Genomic DNA, 16,593 nt, shown 5'->3' with positions numbered 1-16,593 from the left:
CAGGGTGACGGATAGAGGAGAAAACTTGGCCTCAAGCCCCGTGCTTGCGGCTCAGCTCCCGCATCGCATCGTCCAGCCCGTCCAGTGTCAGGGGATACATCCGGTCGCCCATCAGCTGCTTGATCATCTTGGTCGACTGCGAATAGTTCCACTGCTTCTCCGGCACCGGATTGAGCCACACGGTCGCGGGATAGGTGTTGGTGACGCGCTGCAACCACACCGCGCCCGCTTCCTCGTTCATGTGCTCGACCGAGCCGCCCGGGTGCGTGACCTCATAGGGGCTCATCGCCGCGTCGCCGACGAAGACGATCTTGTAATCGTGGCCGTACTTGTGGAGGACGTCCCAGGTCTTGGTGCGTTCCTGCCAGCGGCGCTTGTTATCCTTCCACACGCCTTCGTAGAGGCAGTTGTGGAAGTAGAAGAACTCCATGTTCTTGAATTCGCTGGTGGCCGCGCTGAACAATTCCTCGACCAGCTTGATGAAGGGGTCCATCGACCCGCCGACATCGAGGAACAGCAGCAGCTTCACCGCATTGCGGCGCTCGGCGCGCATGTGGATGTCGAGCCAGCCCTGCTTGGCCGTGCCTTTGATCGTGGCGTCAATGTCGAGCTGATCCTGCGCGCCTTCGCGGGCGAAACGGCGCAAACGGCGCAGCGCCATCTTGATATTGCGGGTGCCAAGCTCCTTGGTGTTGTCGAGGTTCTTGAACTCGCGCTTTTCCCAGACCTTGATCGCCTTGCCGTGGCGCGCCTCGCCGCCGATGCGCACGCCTTCGGGGTTGTAGCCCGAATTGCCGAACGGCGAGGTGCCACCGGTGCCGACCCACTTGTTGCCGCCCTGGTGGCGCTTTTCCTGTTCTTCGAGCCGCTTCTTCAGCGTCTCCATGATCTCGTCCCAATCGCCGAGCGACTTGATCGCTTCCATTTCCTCGGGCGTCAGAAACTTCTCGGCGACCGCTTTCAGCCAGTCTTCGGGGATGTCGACCGGGTTTTGCCCGTAATCGGTCATGATCCCCTTGAACACCTTGTGGAACACCTGATCGAACCGGTCGAGCAGGCCTTCGTCTTTCACGAAGGTGGCGCGGGAGAGGTAGTAGAAGGCCTCGGGCGTCTGATCGATGACATCCTTGTCGAGCGCCTCAAGCAAGGTGAGGTGCTCTTTGAAACTGGCGCCGATACCGGCCGCGCGAAGCTCGTCGATGAAATTGAAGAACATGGGCTGGTGATTAACCCGCGGCGTGAAGCCTGACCAGCCTCATTCTTGGCAGGCAGATCGCCCCCCTTTAACGCTTCGCTTACCATCCTGCGGCTAGACATTCGGTGCACCCAACAAAGGCCGCTTGCGCAATGCATCAGATCGCTATCGACACCGCCAACGCCCAAGCCTTGGCGATGATCCCGGAAAGCTGCGGCGCCGTGACCGTGGGCTGCACCGATGTGGCCGGGGTGGTGGAGGCGGTGATCGCCTCCTCCAAGTCCCTGCGATCCGAGCACGAGGCGCTGGCCGAAACCGTGCGCGCGCTTGAGGCCGACCAGAGCAAGGTCTCGCAGGCCAGCGACGAGGCACGGCTTTTGTCGGAACGCGCGATCGAGCGCCTCAACGAAGGCACGGCGCTGATCCAGTCCTCACTCGGCCAGATTGCCGGTCTGATCGAGTTGGTCGATACGCTCGGCCAGCACGTCACCAGCTTCTCCGCCGCGATGGAACAGGTGCGCCGTTCTGCGCAGGACATCGACAACATTGCCGAGACAACCAACATCCTCGCGCTCAATGCCACCATCGAAGCGATGCGGGCAGGCGAAGCCGGGCGTACCTTCGCGGTGGTCGCCGCCGAGGTCAAAAGTCTCGCCAGCGACACCCGCAAGGCGACCGAGGAGATCGCGGCCACTATCGACGCGCTGGGCGGCGAGGCAGAGGAAGTGATCGGGCGGATCGAGGCGGGCGCGAAAGCCAGTGGCGAGGCGCGTGCCAGCGTGGCCCGTATCGAAAGCAGTCTCGCCAATGTCGGCAGCCTCGTCGAGGAGGTCGACAAGCAGAATGATGTCATTGCCCGTTCGACCGGCACGATCAGCAACCATGTCGACAAGGTGCAGCGCGTGCTGACCAGCTACGATGCGGCCGCGCGCAGCAACGAAGACCGCTTGCACGGCGCGCATCGCAAGATGGAAGACCTGGAAATCACTGCGAGCGAGATGTTCGACCGCATCGTTCACGCCGGGCTCTCGCCGGAAGACAGCGTCATGGTCGCACAGGCCCAGACTATGATGCAGGAGCTTGTCGCGCATACCGAGGCAGCACTGGCCCGCGGCGCGGTGACGATGTCAGCGCTGTTCGATACGGATTACCAGCCTGTCCCCGGCACCAATCCCCAGCTCTATCGCACCCGGCTGACGGACTGGGCCCATGCCGAATGGCGCCCCTTCCTCGACCGCGCCACTGCGAGCGATCCGCGTGTGCTGGCCGCTGCCTGCACCGACATGAACGGCTTCCTGCCCACCCATCTCACCGATCGCTCCCGCACGCCGACGGGTGACGTCAATCACGATACGCAGTTCTGCCGCAATGGGCGGATCATGCTCGAGGCCATCGACCGCAAGGCCAAAGTCTCGGCCGCGCCCTACATGATGGCGGTCTATCGTCAGGAGAACGATGGCGACAGCTATGTGGTGGTGCGCAATGTCTACGTCCCGCTGGTGCTGGGCGGCAAGCGCTGGGGCAATTTCGAGCTGGCTTACAGCTTCGATTGAAGCGTGAGGGCGGGCTCCTGACCCGCCCTGCGCGCCTTAGGACGGGTTGCGCCGTGCCATGAACGCGAGGCGTTCGAACAGCATGATGTCCTGTTCGTTCTTCAACAAGGCGCCGTGCAGTGGCGGGATCGCGCTCGCCGGATTGCTGTTCTGCAACACCTCCAGCGGCATATCCTCGTTCAGCAGCAGCTTCAGCCAGTCGAGCAATTCGGAGGTCGAGGGCTTCTTCTTGAGGCCCGGCACTTCGCGCAGGTCGTAGAAGATATCCATCGCCTTCTTCACCAGCACCTTCTGGATGCCGGGGAAGTGGACGTCGATGATCTCCTGCATCGTCTCGCGGTCGGGGAACTTGATGTAGTGGAAGAAGCAGCGGCGCAGGAAGGCGTCGGGCAGCTCCTTCTCGTTGTTCGAGGTGATGACCACGATCGGGCGTTCCTTGGCCGCGATCCGCTCCTGCGTTTCGTACACATCGAAGCTCATCCGGTCGAGTTCCTGCAAAAGGTCATTCGGGAACTCGATATCGGCCTTGTCGATCTCGTCGATCAGGAGGACGGGAAGCTGTTCGGAGGTGAAAGCCTCCCACAGCTTGCCCTTCTTGATGTAGTTGCGGATGTCGTGGACGCGCTCGTCGCCCAGCTGGCCGTCGCGCAGACGGGCGACCGCGTCATATTCGTAGAGGCCCTGCTGCGCCTTGGTGGTCGATTTGATGTTCCACTCGATCAGCGGGGCGTTGAGCGCCTTGGCAATTTCATGCGCCAGCACGGTCTTGCCGGTGCCGGGTTCGCCCTTCACCAGCAGCGGGCGGCGCAGCATCACGGCGGCATTGACCGCGACCTTGAGGTCTTCGGTCGCGATATAGGACTTGGTGCCTTCGAAACGCTGCTGATCGGTCATCGGTTTTCCTGTGAGACTGAATTTCAGGCGCCAGCGATAAGGGGCGGGCGGCGCGGGTGCAAGGGGGTGGAGGCTGGCAAATCAGCGAGGCAGCAGCAGAATGCGCTGCGCGATGCCTTCCAGCTTGCCCTCGTCCACGACCGCCTCGGGGTTGTTCCACCCCAGCGTCAGCGCCCAATCGCGCCCGGCCGTGTCGGTCAGCAGCCAGGTCAGGTTGATCACGCCCGGCTCACTGCCGCCCTTGAAGCCGATATAGCGCCAATTCGCCTTGATTGCCGCCGTGGCTGAAGGGCTGATCGCCATGATCGCGAACACGCGCGGATCGGCAGTGCGGCGCATATAAGCGAACAGCTTGGCGAGATCGGCGGGTGAGGCGAACCATTCGATGTCGAGCGCCTTGGGGCCATTGGCGAAGGCGGCGTTGATCTGGTCGAGTGAGGGGTCTTCCTTCGCCACCTGCATGGCCTCGATAATCGCCTGTTTCGCAGAGTCACCACTCCGCCAATCAGCGAGGGTCTGGGCATCACTGGCTTTGAGGACGAACAGCTGCTTGGTGGTCAGGAACGGATCGTTCGCGCCCGGATCGGCGTGACCGCTATCCTTCATCAGTTTGAGGATGCGCGCCTTGCCAAGCACTTTGATCAGTTGGTCGGTCGCGGTGTTGTCGCTGATCGAAATCATCAGGCTGGCGAGGGTGTGGAGTGTGACCGGCGCACCCTTGGGCCAGTCCTGCAAGCGCCCACTGGGGTAGCTTGTCTCGGTCAGCGGCACGACGTCGCTCCACTGGCGACGACCTGCCTTCACATCCTCGGCCAGCGCGGCGAGCACATACAGCTTGAAGGCCGATCCCAGTGCGAGGGGCTGCTCGGCATTGCGGCTGATCACCGGCGCTCCACCATCCAGCGGGCCGAACCACGCATTGACGCTGCCCGGTAGCGCGGCCAGATCGGCGGCGATCTTCGCAGGGCTGTCATCCGCGATGGCAAGCGAATCCACACTCGTAAAGCGCAGTTCGTTCACGCGGTTGTTATCGGCCGGATCGATGGCAATGCCCCCCTTGGCCAGTCCGCGTGCGAAGCGGATCTCGAGAGCGGCCCGCGTGCCTTCGGTCGGCGCCAGCAAGGCAACCTCGGTCGCCGGACCGAACTGCGCCACCAGGCTCGCGCTCAAGGTCACGATTTGGGCATCGGCAACGGCCGCACGAAAGCCTGCGGTGAAAATGTCGGCGGGATCGGCCTTCCCATTGAGCAGGGCCACGACCTGATCGGCGCGCATTTCAAGCGGCGTCTGCTCGGCGGCGGTGGCTGTGGCGGGGGGCTCGACCTGCGCCGCAAGGGGTGTTGCGGTCAGGGCCAGCGCTCCCGCAGCGAGCGTTGCAAGGACTTGGCGCATCTCGGTTCTCTCCCACCTGTGGCTGCCAGCCAAAGCTGCCACGGAATTTCCCCACATGCCAGCGCTCCCCGACAATGGACATGGCCGCGAGCGCGCGGCAGGGAGGCGGCATGGGATGGGACGTTCTTCGCAAGGCAGAATGGCTCGGCGCGGAGCGGGCGCGCGGCTATCTTGTGCTCCTTGCGCTGGTCAATGGAGCGACCCTCGCGTTCCTGCTGCTGACGTCGACCAACGGAATCGACCGCAACGGCTTTCTGATCGGCACGGATTTCATCAGCTTCTGGACATCGGGCCGGATGCTAGTGGCTGGCACGAATGTCTATGACACGCTCGCCCATGTCGCCGCGCAGCGCGAATTCTACACCCTGCCGGGGGAATATACCGCGTTCTTTTACCCGCCGAGCTTTCTGTCCTTCGTCTGGCCGCTCGGTTTCTTGCCCTATTTCCCGGCGCTGGCCGTCTGGCTGGCGCTGACAGGCGGCGCTTTTTTTGCCGCGGTGCGCGCGTGGTTCGCGGCGCTCGGGCTCAAGGGCCCGGCCTTGGTGCTGATCGCGGCTTTCCCACCGGTGATCGTCACGCTGACCCACGGCCAGACCTCCTTTCTGGTGGCGGCTCTGCTCGGCGGCGGATTGTTGCTGGTGCGGGAGCGGCCCTGGCTCGCGGGCGTGCTGATCGGGCTGGCAACGATCAAGCCGCAGCTCGGCCTGCTGGTGCCGGTGGCGCTGCTGGCGAGCGGGCAGTGGCGCACGATTGCAAGCGCGGGCGGAGCGGCGCTGGGGCTCGCGGGGCTGGCGGCGCTGATGTTCGGGCCGCAGGTGTGGGCGGATTGGCTCGCCATCACTCAGACCGCCAGCAGCGCAACCGACAACGGCACGATCGGCTTCGCCAAGATGGTGAGCCTGTTCGCGGGCCTGCGCCTGATCGGTGCCCCGAGCGGCCTCGCGATGGCGCTCCAGGTTGGCGTCACGCTCGCTGTGGCGTCGGTGGTGGCAGCGGCGTGCTGGCGACGCGGCTTCACGCCCGGCATGGGCGCCTTGGTGCTGGCAGGCGCGCCGCTCGCCACGCCCTTCGTGCTCGATTACGATATGGTGCTGACCGCCGTTCCGCTCGCCTACCTGTTCGCGCGCGGACGGACCGAGGGGTTTGGTGATTGGGAGCGGATCACCATCGCTGCGACCTTCGCCGCCGTGGCCTTTGCCCGTCCGCTGGCGATCAATGCCGGGGTGCCGATCATGCCGCTGCTGCTGATCGCGCTCTTCGTGCTGGTGTGGAAGCGGGTGCGGGCCGAAACCGCCTTCGCCTAGATCACGCGTCGATCAGATCGCGGTCAATCTCGCCCGCGCGGTTCTGGATGAAGTTGAAGCGGTGTTCGGGGTTGCGGCCCATCAGCTCGTCAACCAGGCGCGCTATTCCAGCCCGGTCCTCGAACTCCTGCGGCAAGGTGATGCGGATCAGCCCGCGCGTTTCGGGCGCCATCGTCGTTTCGCGCAATTGCTGCGGGTTCATCTCGCCCAGACCCTTGAAGCGGGCGACTTCGACTTTCTTGCCCTTGAACACGGTCGCTTCCAATTCGGCGCGCGCGGCCTCGTCACGCGCGTAGCGGCTCTCCTTGCCAGCGGTCAGGCGGTAGAGCGGCGGCTGGGCGAGGAACAGGTGCCCCCTGCGGACGATGTCCGGCATTTCCTGGAAGAAGAAGGTCATCAGCAGCGTCGCGATATGCGCGCCGTCGACGTCCGCGTCGGTCATGATGATGATGCGGTCGTAGCGCAGATTGTCGGCGTTGCAGTCCTTGCGCGTGCCGCAGCCCAGCGCCAGCGCGAGGTCGGCGATTTCCGAGTTGGCGCGGATCTTGTCGGCGGTGGCGCTGGCGACGTTCAGGATCTTGCCGCGGATCGGCAGGATCGCCTGGCTCTTGCGGTCACGCGCCTGCTTGGCGCTGCCGCCCGCGCTGTCGCCTTCGACAATGAACAGCTCGGTCTCACGACCACCTTCGCCGGAGCAATCCGTGAGCTTGCCGGGCAGGCGAAGCTTCTTGGCGTTGGTGGCAGTCTTGCGCTTGATCTCGCGTTCCTGCTTGCGCTTCAGGCGCTCGTCCATCCGCTCCATCACTTCACCGAGCAGGGCTTTCCCGCGCTCCATATTGTCGGTGAGGAAGTGGTCGAAGTGGTCGCGCACCGCGTTCTCGACCAGCCTTGCAGCCTCGGGCGAGGTGAGCCGATCCTTGGTCTGTGACTGGAATTGCGGATCACGGATGAAGACGGAGAGCATCACCTCGGCGCCGGTCATCACGTCATCGGCGGTGATGTCCTTGGCCTTCTTCTGGCCGACCAGCTCGCCGAAGGCTCTGAGGCCGCGCGTCAGAGCAGTGCGCAGGCCCTGCTCGTGCGTGCCGCCATCCGGCGTCGGCACGGTGTTGCAGTACCAGCTCGTCGAGCCATCGGAATAAAGCGGCCAGGCAATCGCCCACTCGGCCCGACCTTGCCCGAGCCCGTCCACCATCGGGAATTCCTGCAAGCCGGTGAAGGGCTGGGCTGTGACACATTCGCGCGTGCCGACCTGTTCGGCGAGATGATCGGCGAGGCCGCCGGGGAACTTGAACACGGCCTCGGCGGGCACATCCTCGCTCGCCAATGAGGGCGCGCATTTCCAGCGGATTTCGACGCCCGCGAACAGATAGGCCTTCGAACGCGCCAGTTTGAACAACCGCTTGGGATTGAACTTGCGGTCGCCGAAAATCTCCTCGTCAGGGACGAAAGTGACCGTGGTGCCGCGCCGGTTCGGCGTCGCGCCGAGCATCTGCAACGGCCCTTGCGTGATCCCGCGCGAAAACTCCTGTGCGTAGAGCTGCTTATCCCGCGCAACCTCGACCCGGGTATGCGCCGACAGCGCGTTGACGACGCTAATGCCCACGCCGTGCAAGCCGCCGCTGGTGGCATAGGCTTTGCCCGAGAACTTGCCGCCAGAGTGGAGCGTCGAGAGGATCACCTCGAGCGTCGATTTGCCGGGAAACTTGGGGTGTTCGTCAACCGGCATCCCGCGCCCGTTATCGGCGATGGTCAGTCGGTTGCCTTCGTCGAGCCGCACCTCGATCCGGGTCGCGTGGCCCGCCACCGCTTCGTCCATGGAGTTGTCGAGCACCTCGGCTGCGAGGTGGTGGAAGGCGCGGTCATCCGTGCCGCCGATATACATGCCGGGACGGCGGCGAACAGGCTCCAGGCCTTCGAGCACCTCGATCGCGGAGGCGTTGTAATCGCCGCTGGAGGTGGGGGTATTGGCAAAGAGATCGTCGGGGGTGGTATCGGCCATGCGCGGGTTATAGGCCCTCTGCGCGCAGCCTCACAAGCCACCCCCCGTGGTTTTACTCACTTGCCGAAGCCGGTGGGGGCGGGGTCCACCGGGGTGACCTCGCCGCCCTTGACCTCACGCACTTCAAGCGCGCGTTCGATCACACCATTGCGGGCGAAGCGGAACGCGCCGTCCACACCGAGAAAGCCGCCTTTGTCGTAAAGCTCAGCCTTGGGGAAGGGCGAGCCGACCTTCCAGTCGCGCGCGACACGCAAGGTCAGCAGCACCGCGTCATAGCCCAAGGTCGCCGCCCGGTAAGGCTGCGCTCCGAAGCGGGCGGCGTAGCTATCGGCGAAGCGCCTGTAGCGCAGGTCCGAAACCGCCGCGAACAGCGCGCCTTCCAGCGCCGGGGCGCGGGCGAGGGCGGAATCACCGCTCCACAATTCGGTGCCAAGGATGCGCGCACGGGTGCGCGCGCCGCGCTGCAATTCGCCCGCAGCGTCGATCCCGAGCCGGGCGCTGTCGGCGACCAGCACGGTGTCAAAGCCGCCGGCAGCCCGCAGCCTCGCCGCCGCGCTGACAATAGAAGTGTTGCCGCGCGCATAGCTTTCTCTGCGCACCAGCGTCCCCCCGTAATCCCGCAGCGCGTTTTCCAAGGCCGAGAAGGCACGCGCGCCATAATCGCCCTCAGGCACGAGGACGGCAAAGCGCGCCGCACCGCGCCCCCGCGCGAAGGCGACCGTGCGGCGGATTGATTGTTCCGGCATGTGGCCGATGACGAAGACATCCGGCCCGGCAACCGCAGCGTCATTGGCAAAGGCAATCACCGGCACGCCCGCAGGGCGCGCTGCGGCCTGGACAGCGGGAACGGCGTCGGCGGTCAGCGGGCCGAGGATCAGCTTGTTTCCGTCCGCAATGGCTTTGCGCGCCGCCGTCGCCACGCCTTCGGAGGTGTCATAGGTGGTGATGCGCAGGTTGTCGGCGGTGGTATCGAGCAATGCCATCGTGGTGGCATTGGCAATCGCCTGACCGACCGGCGCGGTATCGCCGCTCAAGGGCACCAGCAACGCGATGCGGTGGCGGCCGGTATCGGTGGGGAGCGCGGTCGCCGAAGGCTCGGGCGCGGGTGCGGGCGGCGGGGCCGTGGCAACGTCGGTCTTGGGGATCACCTGACAGCCTGCCGCAAGCATCGCCGCTCCGGCGAGCGCGACATTGCGCCCCCGCAGCCGCCGGGCCGCATCCATCAGCCAACCGGTCCAATCCGGTGTGTTCCAAAGCTTCATTCTTGCCGACCCCTCAGTCGTGCTCCATGGACAGATCGATGACCGTGGAGCTGCCATCCATTCCCGCAAACATGCCCGAGCCCGGGCTGTATATCGTTGCAACCCCGATTGGCAATCTTGGCGACATTACCCTGCGCGCGCTCGGCGTGTTGCAGGGGGCTGCGATGATCGCCTGCGAGGATACGCGGGTGACCGGCAAGCTGTTGAAACATTTCGGGATCAAGGGGCGGCTTCAGCGGCTCGACGATCACGCCTCGCCCGAAACCCGCTCGTGGATCATCGACGAAGCGAGGCGTATGCCGGTTGCGTTGGTGAGCGATGCGGGCACGCCGCTGATTTCCGATCCGGGCTTTCGTCTCGTGCGCGAGGCGCGTGCAGCGGGCGTCAATGTCGTGAGCATCCCCGGTGCCTGCGCGGCGGTTTCGGCGCTTTCGATCGCGGGGTTACCGAGCGACCGCTTCCTGTTTGCCGGCTTCCTGCCGGTCAAGGACAAGGCTCGCAGCGAGGTCTTGGCAGGGCTCGCCGATGTCGCGGCAACGCTGGTGTTCTACGAAACCGCCCCGCGGCTCGAACGCGCCTTGTGCGCCATTGCTGAGCTGTGGCCGGACCGTGAGGTGGCGGTGGCGCGCGAACTTACCAAGCTGCACGAGGAGTGCCGCAGTGGCACCGCCGCCAGCCTTGCCGCGCATTACGCCGCGCACCCGCCCAAGGGTGAGATCGTGCTGTTGATCGGCCCGCCGTCAGAGGCGGAGGCACCGGTGCTTGATGCCGATGCCATGCTCAGGGCAGCGCTCACGGCTGCGGGGCCGGGGAAGGCGGCGGGGATCGTTGCCAAGGCCTCGGGCATCGACCGCGCAACGCTTTATGCCCGCGCGCTGGAGCTGAAGGGCGAATGAGCGCGGGTCGCAGTCCCGAAAGTCGCCGCGACGCTGATCAGCGCGGGCGCGAGGGAGAGGCCGAGGCGGCCATGTTCCTCGCCCAAGCTGGCTGGCGGGTGGTGGCAGAGCGGGTCAAGACCAAGGCCGGCGAGATCGATCTGATCGCGCGCCGCAGCGGCCTTGTCGCCTTCGTCGAAGTCAAATGGCGCGCGCGCAGCGTTGCACTCGCCGACGCGATTGACGAGCGCCGGCTCAAGCGCGTGGCCGCGGCGGTTGAATGCGTGTGGCAGGACTACGCGACCGAGGGAGAGGATGTCCGCATCGACGTCATCCTGCTTGCGCCCGGCCGCAAGCCCACCCACATCGAAAATGCCTGGATGCCGTTCGGCTGATCCCTCGGAGTGAATTCATGACATTGCGCGTAGCCGTCCAGATGGACCCCATCGATCAGATCAATATCGCGGGCGACAGCTCCTTTGCGCTGATGCTCGCCGCACAGGCGCGCGGATATTCGCTCTACGAATATCACGTCGAAACCCTGACACTGGACGAGGATGACCGCCTGTTCGCCCATGCCTTCCCGGTGACGGTGCAGCGCGTGGTCGGTGACCATTTCACGCGTGGCGATCAGGTGCGGCTCGACCTTGGCCGGGATGTTGACGTGGTGCTGATGCGGCAGGACCCGCCGTTTCACATGGGGTATATCACCGCAACCCACATGCTGGAGCGGATCGGGGCGGAGACGCTGGTAGTCAACGATCCCGCCAATGTCCGCAATTCGCCTGAGAAGGTGATGGTGCTGAACTACCGCCGCTTCATGCCGCCGACGCTGGTGACGCGCAGCGTGGACGAGGTGCGGCGCTTCATGGCCAAACACGGCGCGATCGTGGTGAAGCCGATCCACGGCAATGGCGGCAAGGCGATCTTCCGCATCGGTGAGAACGGGGAAAACCTGACCGCGCTGTTCGAGGTGTTCAACCAGACCTGGCCCGAACCGCACATGGTCCAGCCCTTCCTCCCCGAGGTCGCGCAGGGAGACAAGCGGATCGTGCTGATCGACGGCGAGGTCGCGGGCGCGATCAACCGCGTGCCGGGCGAGGGCGAATTCCGCTCCAACCTCGCCATGGGCGGATCGGCGCAGCAGACGGAACTGACCGAGCGGGAACAAGAGATTTGCGCGGCGCTCGGCCCGGATCTGAAACGCCTGGGCCTCACCTTTGTTGGCATCGACGTGATTGGCGGGCACTGGCTGACCGAGATCAACGTGACCTCGCCCACGGGCATTGTCGCGATTGACCGGTTCAACAACACTGATACGGCGGGCAAGATCTGGGACGCCATCGAACGCCGGCTTGCCGCGCGTGCCGCTGCGGCCTGATTGCCCCTGCTAGACCATAGATCGAGACCCGATGACCGCTTTCCTCCTCGAACTGCTCAACAAGGGCGGCTACCTCGGCATTTTCCTGCTGATGGCGGCCGAGAACATCTTTCCGCCAATCCCGTCCGAGGTGATCATGGGCGGCGCCGGGGTGCTCGTCGCCAAGGGTGAGATGACGTTCTGGTCCGTGTGGATTGTCGCCACGCTCGGCACGGTAGCGGGCAACCTGTTCTGGTATTGGATCGGGGTGCGCTGGAGCGAGGAGCAATTGAAGCGCATCATCGACCGCTGGGGCCGCTGGCTGACCTTCGAATGGGACGAATTCACCAAGGCGCGCGACATTTTCCGCAAATATGGTGACGGGATCGTCTTCGTTCTGCGCTTCTCGCCGATCCTGCGGACCATCGTATCGCTGCCTGCAGGCCTCGCGCATATGAAGCTCTGGCGCTTCATGCTGTTCACCTTTCTCGGATCGGGCATCTGGAACGCGGTGCTGATTTTCGGCGGGCGGGCGGCAGCGCCGCTGATCGAACGGTTCGAGAAGCTGGCGGGCTACGGCGTGGTTGCCATGGTGCTCGCCGGGGTGTTGTTCTATGTTTACCGCGTGGTGACGTGGAAACCGGTCAGGGCCCACGAAAATCAAGACTGACCGCGGTCCGCTCGCGGGTGCGCATTGCGATAATTCTCGAGCAGGGTGGCCGCATCGACGCGGGTGTAGATCTGCGTTGAACCGAGCGAGGCGTGGCCGAGCAGCTCCTGCAAACTTCTGAGGTCCGCCCCGGCGCTGAGCAGGTGGGTGGCAAAAGAGTGACGCAGCGCGTGCGGCGTCGCCGTCTCAGGCAGACCGAGCGCGCGGCGCGCTTGCGCCATCACCCGTTGCACCATCGCGGGCGAAAGCGGCCCGCCCTTGGCCCCGCGAAAAAGGGGGTCCCCTGGGATGAGCGGCCAGGGGCAAGCCTGCGCATAGGCCGCCACCGCCGCGCGGGTGATCGGCAGGATCGGGACCACCCGCTGCTTGCCGCCCTTGCCGGTGATGTGCAGCACATCGCCCAGCATCGCGTCGCGCCCGGTTAACGACAGCGCCTCGGCTATCCGCAGGCCTGATCCATACATGAGCAGCAGCACTGCCCGGTCACGCGCGCCGATCCAATCGTCGGCGGCGAGCGTGTCGACCAGTTCGGCGAGATTGACCGCCTCGTCCGGGGTGACAGGGCGAGGGAGCCCCTTCTTGATACGCGGACCTCGCAACCGGGGGGCGGAGGGCTCGGGATCACCCGCCTGCACCCGCGCAAAGGCGACGAAGGCTTTGAGTGCCGACAGTTCCCGCGCGGTGCTGGCATTGCCCAATCCCTCGGCCCGGCGTGCGGCGAGGTGGGCGCGCAAACCGTGCGCCTCGGTCCGGGCGACCGCGTCCCAGTCCTCCAGCCCGCCCGCTGCCAACAGGCGTTCGGCAGCAGCGACATAGGCGCGCACCGTATGCGGCGAGCGGCGGCGGCTATCGGCAAGGTGCGCGCGCCACGCTGCGATCAGCCCGCTTCCGTTCATGCCGCGACCAGCGTGTCGGCGACCAGCTCGGCGAGCAGCGCATCCAGCAGGCCTCGTCCCGGTGGCGCGACCCCGAGGCGGGTACCGTGAACCCATACCAGACCAAGTGCTTGCAGACGGGCGAGCGCGGACTCGTCCACCAACCCCGCCCGGGGCAAGCCGAAGCGGGTCGATAGCGCCGCGAGGTCAATCCCCTCAGTCAGGCGCAACCCCATCAAGAGCGCTTCAGCCGCCTGTTCGGACACCGCCAAGGCGCGGGCTTCGGCGATACCGTGACCTTGTCGCGCGACGGCGGAGAGGAAGTTCTCGGGCTTCTTGTGCCGTATCGTCGCCACACCCCCGCGCCGCCCATGCGCGCCGGGGCCGATCCCGGCGTAATCCTGATAACGCCAATAGGCGAGGTTGTGGCGGCTCTGTTCGCCCATGCGCGCATGGTTGCTGGTCTCGTATGCGGGCAGCCCAGCCGCAGTGGTCAGCGCCTGCGTGATATCGAACAGCTCGGCCGCCTCATCATCATCGAGCGGCACCAACCGCCCGCGCCGAACATCGCTGGCGAAGCGGGTGCCGGGCTCGATCGTCAACTGGTAGAGCGACAGGTGCCCCGTGCCGAAACCCAGCGCGCGGGTCAGGCGATCATGCCACAATTCGGGCGTATGGCCGGGCAGGGCGTAAATGAGATCGAAACTCACGCGCCCGAAATGGGCCTGCGCAGTTTCGAGCGCCTCAAGCGCTTCCGTGGCTCCATGCAGCCGCCCGAGAAACTTGAGCTCGGCATCATCGAGTGACTGCACGCCTAGCGAAACCCGGTTGATTCCGGCGGCGGCGAGCGCGGCGAAATTGGCGGTTTCCACTGAGGAAGGATTGGCTTCCAGCGTGATCTCGACACCCTCGGCAAAACCCCAAAGTCGCTCGGCTTCGGCCAGCAGAGCATCGACCAGCGCAGGCGGCATCAGCGAAGGCGTGCCGCCGCCGAAGAAGATCGACATCAGCGGCTCACCGCCGGCCAGCTCGGCCTCAGCGCGCATATCGGCCAGCAACGCCGATTGCCAGGCTGCCACGTCCACACTGTCGCGGACATGCGAGTTGAAGTCGCAATAAGGGCATTTCTTGGCGCAGAACGGCCAGTGAATATACAGCGCGCGGGCGCCAGGGGAGGTTGGCGGTGAAATTTTCAGCCCCGCTTAATCACTGGCGGATAGATCGATGTCATGCGGAGGTCCTGTCTCGTGTCCACCATTGTCCGGGTTTTTGGCCTTGCGCTCGTTATGGCAGCCGCGCCGGTGCAGCCGCAACCCTTTCACTACCCGTCACCCGCCGAACGCGACTTTCTGACCGCGCATAATCTGGCCCGGGTCGATGCTGGCGCTACGCCCTTGGTGTGGAGCGAGCAACTGGAACGTGACGCGCAGGACTGGGCCGAACACCTTGCCGCCAGCGGCCGCTATGATCACGCCCCGCCGGCAAGGCGCAAGGGGCAGGGCGAAAACCTCTGGCGCGGTCCGCGTGATCGGTGGTCGCCATGGGAAATGGTGGGGTTCTTCGTCGAAGAGAAACGCCATTTCCGCGATGGCGATTTCCCCAACGTCTCGCGCACCGGCCAGTGGAGCGATGTCGGGCATTACACGCAGGTGATCTGGCCGCAGACCCGCGAGGTCGGCTGCGCCATTGCTCGCACCCCATCGGAGGACGTTCTGGTGTGCCGCTATTGGCCTGCAGGGAATGTCTGGGGTGCGCGGGTGGAAACCGCCGATCCCGTATCGCGGCGCTGAGGCATCAGCCGAATTGTTCGGCGACCAGCTTGGCAAAGGCGTCCGCGCGGTGGCTGATCGCGTGCTTTTCCTCCGGCGCGATTTCCGCGAAAGTCTGCGTCCGGCCCACCGGCACGAACACCGGATCATAGCCAAAGCCGAGCAGCCCGCGCGGCGGCCATGTCAGCGAACCATCGCAGCGGCCTTCGTAAATCGCATATTCGCCATCGGGCCATGCCAGCGCGAGCACGCAGTGGAACGCGGCGGAACGGTCGACGTCGGCGCCCTTTTCCGCCAGCATCCCTTCAACCTTGCCCATCGCCATGTACCAATCGCGCCCCGGAGCGCCCTCGAACCATTGCCGCGCAGCCCAATCGGCGGTGTAGACGCCGGGGCGTCCATCCAGCGCCGCTACACTGAGGCCGCTATCGTCCGCCAGCGCAGCAAGCCCCGAGGCCTCCGCCGCCGCGCGCGCCTTCAATAAGGCGTTCTGAGCAAAGGTGGTGCCGGTCTCGTCCGGCTCGGGCAGGCCGAGCGACCCGGCGGACAGGCACTTGACCCCATAGGGATCGAGCAGCGCCGAAATCTCTTTCAGCTTGCCCGCATTATGCGTGGCAATCACCAGCGATCCGGAGCCGAGGCGGCGCGTCATTTCACCGCGTCCAGCTGCGCGGCAAAGATGCGGTCGCAGCCGATGCGGGCAAGGCGCAGGAGGCGCAGGAGGGCTTCCTCGTCATAGGTCGCGCCCTCGGCTGTGGCCTGCACCTCGGCGATCTTGCCGCCGGACAGCAGCACGAAGTTGCCATCGGCCTCGGCGTTCGAGTCCTCGTCGTAATCCAGATCGAGCACCGGCGTGCCCTTGAAGATGCCGCACGAGATGCCTGCGACTTGCGCGGTGATCGGATCATGCTTGATATCGCCCGAGGCCATCAACCCGTTGATGGCGAGGCGCAGGGCGATCCACGCGCCCGAGATCGCGGCGGTTCGGGTACCGCCGTCTGCCTGAATGACGTCGCAATCGAGCGTGATCTGCCGCTCACCGAGCTTCTGGAGATCGACCACGGCGCGCAAGGACCGGCCGATCAACCGCTGGATTTCCTGTGTGCGACCCGACTGCTTGCCCTTGGCGGCCTCGCGCGCGCCGCGGGTGTGGGTGGCGCGCGGGAGCATCGAGTATTCGCCCGTCACCCAGCCTTCACCCTTGCCGCGCAGCCACGGCGGCACCCCGCGCTCGACGCTGGCGGTGCAGAGCACCTTGGTGTCTCCGAAACCGATCAGGCAGGAGCCTTCGGCGTGCTTGGTGAAGCCGGTTTCGATCGTGATGGCGCGCATTTCATCGGGCGCGCGTCCTGAAGGGCGCATATGTGTTCTCCAATCGGGAAGATCCCGTTCGCCCTGAGCTTGTCGAAGGGCCGTTCTTCTTTAGTCACCCTGCGCTAGAA

General features: G+C 65.3%; 16 protein-coding genes. 7 read left to right on the top strand and 9 right to left on the bottom strand.

The window, feature by feature from the left end:
* Positions 1-31: 31 nt before the first annotated feature.
* Positions 32-1,216, bottom strand: coding sequence for a vWA domain-containing protein (locus ACLBKT_RS05990; RefSeq protein ID WP_410182035.1), 1,185 nt, complete (start codon positions 1,214-1,216; stop codon positions 32-34).
* Between the two features lie 131 nt (positions 1,217-1,347).
* On the opposite strand from ACLBKT_RS05990, the gene ACLBKT_RS05985 reads away from it, so the two are divergent.
* Positions 1,348-2,748 (top strand): methyl-accepting chemotaxis protein, encoded by a 1,401-nt coding sequence (locus ACLBKT_RS05985; RefSeq protein WP_410182034.1) that lies wholly within the window; start codon positions 1,348-1,350, stop codon positions 2,746-2,748.
* A 36-nt stretch (positions 2,749-2,784) separates the two neighbouring features.
* Here the strand turns inward: ACLBKT_RS05985 and ACLBKT_RS05980 are convergent, their stop codons facing one another.
* Entirely contained in the window at positions 2,785-3,642 is an 858-nt protein-coding gene (locus ACLBKT_RS05980) for an AAA family ATPase (protein ID WP_410182033.1), read from the bottom strand.
* 81 nt (positions 3,643-3,723) lie between these two features.
* Entirely contained in the window at positions 3,724-5,034 is a 1,311-nt protein-coding gene (locus ACLBKT_RS05975; protein WP_410182032.1) for a serine hydrolase, read from the bottom strand.
* A 110-nt stretch (positions 5,035-5,144) separates the two neighbouring features.
* Here ACLBKT_RS05975 and ACLBKT_RS05970 point away from each other — a divergent pair, with 110 nt between their 5' ends.
* The gene (locus ACLBKT_RS05970; RefSeq protein ID WP_410182031.1) at positions 5,145-6,338 is read left to right on the top strand and encodes a glycosyltransferase family 87 protein; all 1,194 of its coding nucleotides are present in this window, start codon (positions 5,145-5,147) and stop codon (positions 6,336-6,338) included.
* A gap of 1 nt (position 6,339) precedes the next feature.
* Here ACLBKT_RS05970 and parE read toward each other — a convergent pair whose 3' ends face one another.
* Both parE and ACLBKT_RS05960 read right to left on the bottom strand, forming a co-directional pair.
* Complete coding sequence (gene parE / locus ACLBKT_RS05965) at positions 6,340-8,340, bottom strand: DNA topoisomerase IV subunit B (protein ID WP_410182030.1); 2,001 nt, start codon at positions 8,338-8,340, stop codon at positions 6,340-6,342.
* A gap of 56 nt (positions 8,341-8,396) precedes the next feature.
* Positions 8,397-9,602 (bottom strand): penicillin-binding protein activator, encoded by a 1,206-nt coding sequence (locus tag ACLBKT_RS05960; RefSeq protein ID WP_410182029.1) that lies wholly within the window; start codon positions 9,600-9,602, stop codon positions 8,397-8,399.
* A gap of 38 nt (positions 9,603-9,640) precedes the next feature.
* Here ACLBKT_RS05960 and rsmI point away from each other — a divergent pair, with 38 nt between their 5' ends.
* Genes rsmI through ACLBKT_RS05940 form a run of 4 tightly spaced genes read left to right on the top strand, consistent with a single transcriptional unit; the run spans position 9,641 to position 12,507 of the window.
* On the top strand, positions 9,641-10,498 hold the full coding sequence (gene rsmI, locus ACLBKT_RS05955; protein WP_410182028.1) for a 16S rRNA (cytidine(1402)-2'-O)-methyltransferase: 858 nt from the start codon (positions 9,641-9,643) through the stop codon (positions 10,496-10,498).
* Entirely contained in the window at positions 10,495-10,872 is a 378-nt protein-coding gene (locus ACLBKT_RS05950; protein WP_410182027.1) for a YraN family protein, read from the top strand. The genes rsmI and ACLBKT_RS05950 overlap by 4 nt, the downstream gene beginning before the upstream one ends.
* Positions 10,873-10,889: 17 nt before the next feature.
* On the top strand, positions 10,890-11,858 hold the full coding sequence (gene gshB / locus ACLBKT_RS05945) for a glutathione synthase (protein ID WP_410182026.1): 969 nt from the start codon (positions 10,890-10,892) through the stop codon (positions 11,856-11,858).
* Positions 11,859-11,889: 31 nt separating this feature from the next.
* A complete protein-coding gene (locus ACLBKT_RS05940; protein ID WP_410182025.1) occupies positions 11,890-12,507 on the top strand; it encodes a DedA family protein in 618 nt (205 codons plus the stop codon).
* Here ACLBKT_RS05940 and ACLBKT_RS05935 read toward each other — a convergent pair.
* On the bottom strand, positions 12,498-13,403 hold the full coding sequence (locus tag ACLBKT_RS05935; RefSeq protein ID WP_410182024.1) for a tyrosine recombinase XerC: 906 nt from the start codon (positions 13,401-13,403) through the stop codon (positions 12,498-12,500). The two genes, ACLBKT_RS05940 and ACLBKT_RS05935, sit on opposite strands and share 10 nt — an antisense overlap.
* The gene (hemW, locus tag ACLBKT_RS05930; RefSeq protein ID WP_410183656.1) at positions 13,400-14,578 is read right to left on the bottom strand and encodes a radical SAM family heme chaperone HemW; all 1,179 of its coding nucleotides are present in this window, start codon (positions 14,576-14,578) and stop codon (positions 13,400-13,402) included. Before hemW ends, ACLBKT_RS05935 begins: the two co-directional genes overlap by 4 nt.
* A 90-nt stretch (positions 14,579-14,668) precedes the next feature.
* On the opposite strand from hemW, the gene ACLBKT_RS05925 reads away from it, so the two are divergent.
* Positions 14,669-15,172, top strand: a complete 504-nt coding sequence (locus tag ACLBKT_RS05925) for a CAP domain-containing protein (protein ID WP_410182023.1) — start codon at positions 14,669-14,671, stop codon at positions 15,170-15,172.
* A 4-nt stretch (positions 15,173-15,176) separates the two neighbouring features.
* Here the strand turns inward: ACLBKT_RS05925 and rdgB are convergent, their stop codons facing one another.
* Both rdgB and rph read right to left on the bottom strand, forming a co-directional pair.
* Positions 15,177-15,803 (bottom strand): RdgB/HAM1 family non-canonical purine NTP pyrophosphatase, encoded by a 627-nt coding sequence (gene rdgB / locus ACLBKT_RS05920; RefSeq protein ID WP_410182022.1) that lies wholly within the window; start codon positions 15,801-15,803, stop codon positions 15,177-15,179.
* Complete coding sequence (rph, locus tag ACLBKT_RS05915; RefSeq protein ID WP_410182021.1) at positions 15,800-16,513, bottom strand: ribonuclease PH; 714 nt, start codon at positions 16,511-16,513, stop codon at positions 15,800-15,802. The genes rdgB and rph overlap by 4 nt, the downstream gene beginning before the upstream one ends.
* Positions 16,514-16,593 lie beyond the last annotated feature (80 nt).

This window comes from Erythrobacter sp. W302b, assembly GCF_046452395.1.
Lineage (GTDB): Bacteria > Pseudomonadota > Alphaproteobacteria > Sphingomonadales > Sphingomonadaceae > Erythrobacter.
Note: the sequence above shows the minus strand (reverse complement) of the source record. Positions and strands in the feature narration are given on the sequence as shown.